At 61.2% G+C, this 5,250-nt stretch carries 4 protein-coding genes; 3 read left to right on the top strand and 1 reads right to left on the bottom strand.

Going from position 1 to position 5,250, the window contains the following annotated elements; genetic code table 11:
* Nucleotides 1-39: 39 nt before the first annotated feature.
* From tssL to EN991_RS41040, 3 genes are read left to right on the top strand one after another with little or no spacing between them, the layout of a single operon-like run.
* Nucleotides 40-1,536, top strand: a complete 1,497-nt coding sequence (gene tssL / locus EN991_RS22330; RefSeq protein ID WP_013525288.1) for a type VI secretion system protein TssL, long form — start codon at nucleotides 40-42, stop codon at nucleotides 1,534-1,536.
* 19 nt (nucleotides 1,537-1,555) lie between these two features.
* Nucleotides 1,556-4,897, top strand: coding sequence for a type VI secretion system membrane subunit TssM (gene tssM / locus EN991_RS22335; RefSeq protein WP_245461037.1), 3,342 nt, complete (start codon nucleotides 1,556-1,558; stop codon nucleotides 4,895-4,897).
* Between the two features lie 2 nt (nucleotides 4,898-4,899).
* Nucleotides 4,900-5,124, top strand: a complete 225-nt coding sequence (locus EN991_RS41040) for a type VI secretion IcmF C-terminal domain-containing protein (protein WP_245461038.1) — start codon at nucleotides 4,900-4,902, stop codon at nucleotides 5,122-5,124.
* Here the strand turns inward: EN991_RS41040 and EN991_RS40345 are convergent.
* A partial coding sequence (locus tag EN991_RS40345) for a hypothetical protein (protein WP_206519230.1) occupies nucleotides 5,062-5,250 on the bottom strand: 189 nt, incomplete at its 5' end. The genes EN991_RS41040 and EN991_RS40345 overlap by 63 nt on opposite strands.

A 5,250-nucleotide genomic window follows, 5' to 3' on the forward strand; every position in this document is an offset into this window, starting at 1 on the left:
GCCCAATCGCGGGTGTCCCGCCTGCACGGGTGATCGGCGATGAGCTCGAAGGACGACCCCTTCGGTCCGGCGGGCAAGACCGTCATTCGCGCAAATCCACGGCGCACGCAAAAACCGCCGCCGGTTCCGGAGCAATCCATTGCGGACACCTCCAGGATCGAGGATTCAACCGTGTTCGATCCTGGCGTCGTGCGGCCACCGGGCTGGGTATCAGGAACCGTCATCTATCAAGGCCCGGCCCTGGGTGCCCCAGCAGGTACCAGCTCTTCGGCCGCCGCATCAAAGCCGCCCATCGAGCAGCGCATGCTGCTCGGCGCCGCCGAGGTGGTCAGATACTGCGCGGCAAACACTATTCTCGCTGCGGCCGCTCCTTTGCTGATGCTGTTTGGGCAACTCAGGCTGATGCCTGTCGAAAGACAGGCGGAGCCACTGGCGCAACATGTCGCTGAGGCCATCGAAAAATTCGACCGGACGGTGGAGAAATCGGACGTTGCCGAAGAGGATGCGCGGATTGCGCGTTATGTTCTGTGCGAAACAGCCGACGATCTCATCGGCAACCTGCCTTGGCCTGGGAAAGACGACTGGTCGCAACGCAGCATGTCGTGGCAGTTCTTTCATACCCAGTCCTCCGGCACAGGCTTCTACGAAGCACTGAACAAGATCCTGGCCCATCCCGAGACACATTACGATCTGCTCGAACTGATGCATGTCTGTCTGTCGCTGGGGTTCGAGGGCCAGTATCGCGGCGTGAGGCGCGAAGACAACAATCTCGAGCGCGTTCGACGCGACGTCTACGAGACGCTTCGCTACTTCAGGACGCGTGCGGGTGAAGACATCTCGCCGCGCTGGCAGGGCTTGGCCGAGACGATGGCGCAGTCCTCGGCCCGCCTGCCGCTTTGGGTGGTTGCCGCGTCAGCGTCGGCGCTGCTGGCGGCAGCGTTCTTCGCATTGCGGGTCTTCATCTCCAATGAAGGCGACGCCGCCGCAGGTGAATTGCTGGCACTCAACCCATCAATACCCGTCGCTATCGAGCGCGCCAGCGTGGCGCCGCTGGTCGAGCCAGCCAAAGTCGCCCCACCGGCGGCCAACGCTCAGATCGATCGTATTCGTGCGGCGCTGGCCAAGGACGTCGAAGGCGGCGGACTGGCCATTGGCACCAAGGGCGACTTCATCGTCGTGGAAATCAACAATCTGCTGCTGTTCCAGTCCGGCAGGGCCGAGACGAAGCCGGAATTTCAGCCCATCGCCGCCGACATCGCCGCGGCTCTTGAGCACGAGCCTGGACCGATCCGGATCGTCGGCCACACGGATAATGTCAAACCGCGTCGGTCGAGCGCCTTCAAATCCAACTTCGACCTTTCGCTGGCCCGGGCCAAAGCCGTCGAAGCGCTGATGGCCGCGAAATTCAGCGATCCCTCGCGACTGACGGTGGACGGCAAGGGCGAGGACGAACCGATCGCCGAAAACGCGACGCCGGAAGGCCGCGCCAGGAACCGCCGTGTCGATGTGATGATCCCCAGGGAGGAGACATTGTGACGACCTGCTGGAAGCATCCATGACGCGTTGGCTGCTGCGGATATTCAGCATGACCGCGCTGATCGGCTTCGCGACGGCCATATGGTTTGCCGGCCCCTTGATCCGCTTTGCCGATAGCCGGCCGCTCGGGCCTGCCTGGCTGCGTGCAACGATCATCGGTGTAATCGTGGCGACGCTGGCGCTTGTTCACGGGCTGCGTTTCTGGCAGGGGAGGAAGGCGCAAAAAGCGCTCGAAACCGTCGTTGCGCACAATGATGACCGCGATGATGACGATGGGCGGCTGCTCGAAGCCCGCATGAATGAGGCCTTGGCGGCGCTCAAAGGGTCGAGCGGCAAGCGCAACTTCCTCTACGACGTCCCCTGGTACGTCGTCATAGGCCCGCCGGGTGCCGGCAAGACAACGGCACTGGTCAATTCGGGGCTGAATTTTCCGCTTGCCGGTTCAGGAGACGCCCAACCGGTGGCCGGCATTGGCGGAACACGTGCCTGCGACTGGTGGTTTACCGACCAGGCCGTGTTGATCGACACCGCAGGTCGCTACACGACGCAGGATTCCAATGCTGAGAGCGACAAGAAGAGCTGGCTCTCCTTCCTGTCACTGCTCAAGAAGCACCGCGCCCGGCAACCGATAAACGGCGTCATCCTGGCCATCAGCCTTGCCGATCTGATGAGCTTCGACGACCGGCAGCTAGATACCCACGTCGCCGAGATACGCAACCGGCTGAGGGAAATCCACGAGACGCTGAAAGTTCAGTTTCCAGTCTATCTGATTTTCACCAAGGCCGATCTTGTCTCCGGTTTCATGGACTACTTCGGCGGCTTCGACGAGTCACGAAGGCGCAAGGTGTGGGGCGCGACATTCCAGACCGCGGAGCGCGACAGGAACATGGCCGCTGGAGCCCCTGCCGAATTCGATGCGCTGGCAAAACGACTGGCCGACGAGATGGCCGACCGCCTCCAGGAAGAGACTGATCCCGTCACGCGCATCTCCATCTTCGGTTTTCCGGCACAGTTCGGCGCACTAAAGGGCCGAGTTACCAGCTTTGTCGCCGCTCTGTTCAATCCCGGACGCAGCCAGGTGAATGTCAGCCTGCGTGGATTGTATTTTTCGTCCGGCACGCAAGAGGGCACGCCTATCGATCAGGTGCTGGGCGCGATCGGGCGCAATTTCGGTGGCAATTCCCGCCCTCACCTTTCTGGAACCGGCAAAAGCTTCTTTTTGCATGATCTGCTGACGGACGTCATTTTTGCCGAATCGGGCTGGGTTTCGTATGACAAATCGGCTGCAAGGCGTGCGGCGATCGTCAGATTTGGTGGCCTGGGTGCCATAACGCTGATCGCCGCCGCCGCACTGGGTACGCTCGCCCTGAGCTTTGCTTCCAACCGGTCGCTGATCGCCTCCACAACGCTGGCCATGGGCCAGTATCGCGAGACGGCGGCCCCGTTGCTCAAGGCCAGCACGGTCACCGATGTCGACCTTGAAAACGTCATCGGCCCGCTTGACCAGTTGCGCGATCTGCCGGCCGGGTATGAAACCGGTGACTTGCCGACACCGTTAGAGGAGACGTTCGGCCTCAGCCAGAGGGAGAGACTTCTTTCGGCATCCAAAACAGCCTATCGGCAGGCGCTGGAGCGACTGCTCCGATCGCGCCTGTTGATCCAGGCCGAGCGGACGATCCAGGCCAAGATGGCCGATCCCGTCGCCCTCTACGAACCGTTGAAAATCTATCTGATGCTTGGCGGCAAGGCACCGAAGGTCGATGACGCTTTGATCGTTTCGTGGATGAAGCGGGACTGGGAGCAGAACCGATATCCGGGCGAAAACAATCGCGAAGGACGCGAGCAGCTCCAAAAGCACCTGCGCGCCATGCTGGCATTGGACGACGCCTATGATCCGGTCTTCGAACTCAACCAGCCGCTTGTCGAAGCCGCTCAACGTTCACTCGGGCGTATGAGCCTTGCCGATCGCGCTTCGGCCTTGATCAAGTCGGCTATATACGCAGCGGTGCTGGACGATTTTTCACTGTCTCAGAAAGGCGGGCCGGAAGCGCAGCTGCTGTTCGAGCGCATCGATGGCGGCGATCTGTCAGGGCTTCGTATTCCCGGCATCTATACTCATTCCGGCTTCAACACCTTCTATCTCCGGCAACTGTCGCGCATTGCGCAGATGCTTGTCGACGAGCAGTGGGTTCTCGGGGGCGGCGGCGAACAAGGCGATATCAACCAGCAATTGCTCAAGCTCGGCCCCGAACTTCTTGATCGCTACGGCAAGGAGTTCGCGGCCGCGTGGAACGGCGTTCTCGGCCAGTTGAAATTCAAGGCGATGCTGACGGACAAGCCGCACTACATCGCACTTTCGGCCGCTGCCTCCCCAAGCTCACCGATGAATCAGCTCTTTGCGGCAATCGCCGATGAAACAGCTCTGACGCGGGACTCAGGTGACGGCCCCGATCCCGGCACCGAGATCGAAGGCACGGCCCAGAACCCGCCGCGCAACCCCGCGGATCTGGCCAAGGGCCTGGCCCGCATCGGCATAACAATCGCCAGCGGCAAATCGCAAAGCCGCGCCGGCACCGGGGCCGCCGACGCACGGAACTTCAGTCCAGGAGCAAACATCGAAGCGCAATTCAGACCATTCCAGGCCCTGGTGAACGGCCCTGCCGGACATCGCCCGATCGATGCTCTGACCCAAAACTTCAGCGATATCTATCAGAGCCTGCAACTGGCGGCCGAAGTTCCTTCGCAGACGGAACGCGTCAATTCGAACCTGCAGCTGCAGATAGCCACGCTTCGCGCCAATGTCTCGCGCCTGCCCAAGCAACTCGGCCGGATGGTCAACGCGACGGCGGATGAGTTCGAAGGCAACGTTGCCGAAACCTCGGTGACCAACTTGAATCAGATACTTGACCAGACGGTCACAGCCCCTTGTGAAGCCGCAATCAGCGGCCGTTATCCCTTCGCCCGCGACGCCACCGAGGATGTTGCGATGGCAGATTTCGCCAAATTGTTCGCCCCTGGCGGCTTGCTGGACCGGTTCTTCGCACAAAATCTAGCATCGCTGATCGACATGACCAGCCAGGACTGGACTTGGAAACAGGATGCGCGATTTGGACGCGACCTGTCGAAATCGACCCTGAAAGACTTCCAGCTTGCGGCGGAAATCCGCAGCGCCTTCTTCCCATCGGGCGGTTCGTTGCCTTCGGTCAGCATCACTTTCACACCGTTCTCACTGAATAGCGATGTCGATACGGCGATACTCGATGCCGAAGGCCAGATCGTCTGGAGCAATCAGACGGGCAACGCGCCGAGCGCGGTCACCTGGCCTGGCCGGGCGAGGCAGCTTCCGCGTCCGCCAGCCTAAGCTTGACGCCGGAGATGCCAGGCCGCGAATCCGCCATCAAGTTCGAAGGGCCCTGGGCGCTGAAACGACTTCTGGACAAGGCTGCCGTCACCGGCGACGGCAGCAACATGCAAGCGCGCTTCGTGATCGGCGGACGCGACGTTACTTATGCTCTCCAGACAGGCTCAGGCTCCAACCCCTTCTTCCTCCCGGCCCTGTCCGGATTCAGCTGTCCCAAGGCGTTTTGAACAGGGTTCATCTGCTGAACATGGCGTCGGTCCGCTGACCACGGCGTTCAAAGCCTGGTTTTCCTTAGTTTTCGATACTTTAATGTTCGAGCCTGTGGCAAAGTGGCGCCAGCGAGCGTCCAAAGG

Source organism: Mesorhizobium sp. M7A.F.Ca.US.005.03.2.1 (assembly GCF_003997795.1).
GTDB lineage: Bacteria > Pseudomonadota > Alphaproteobacteria > Rhizobiales > Rhizobiaceae > Mesorhizobium > Mesorhizobium ciceri.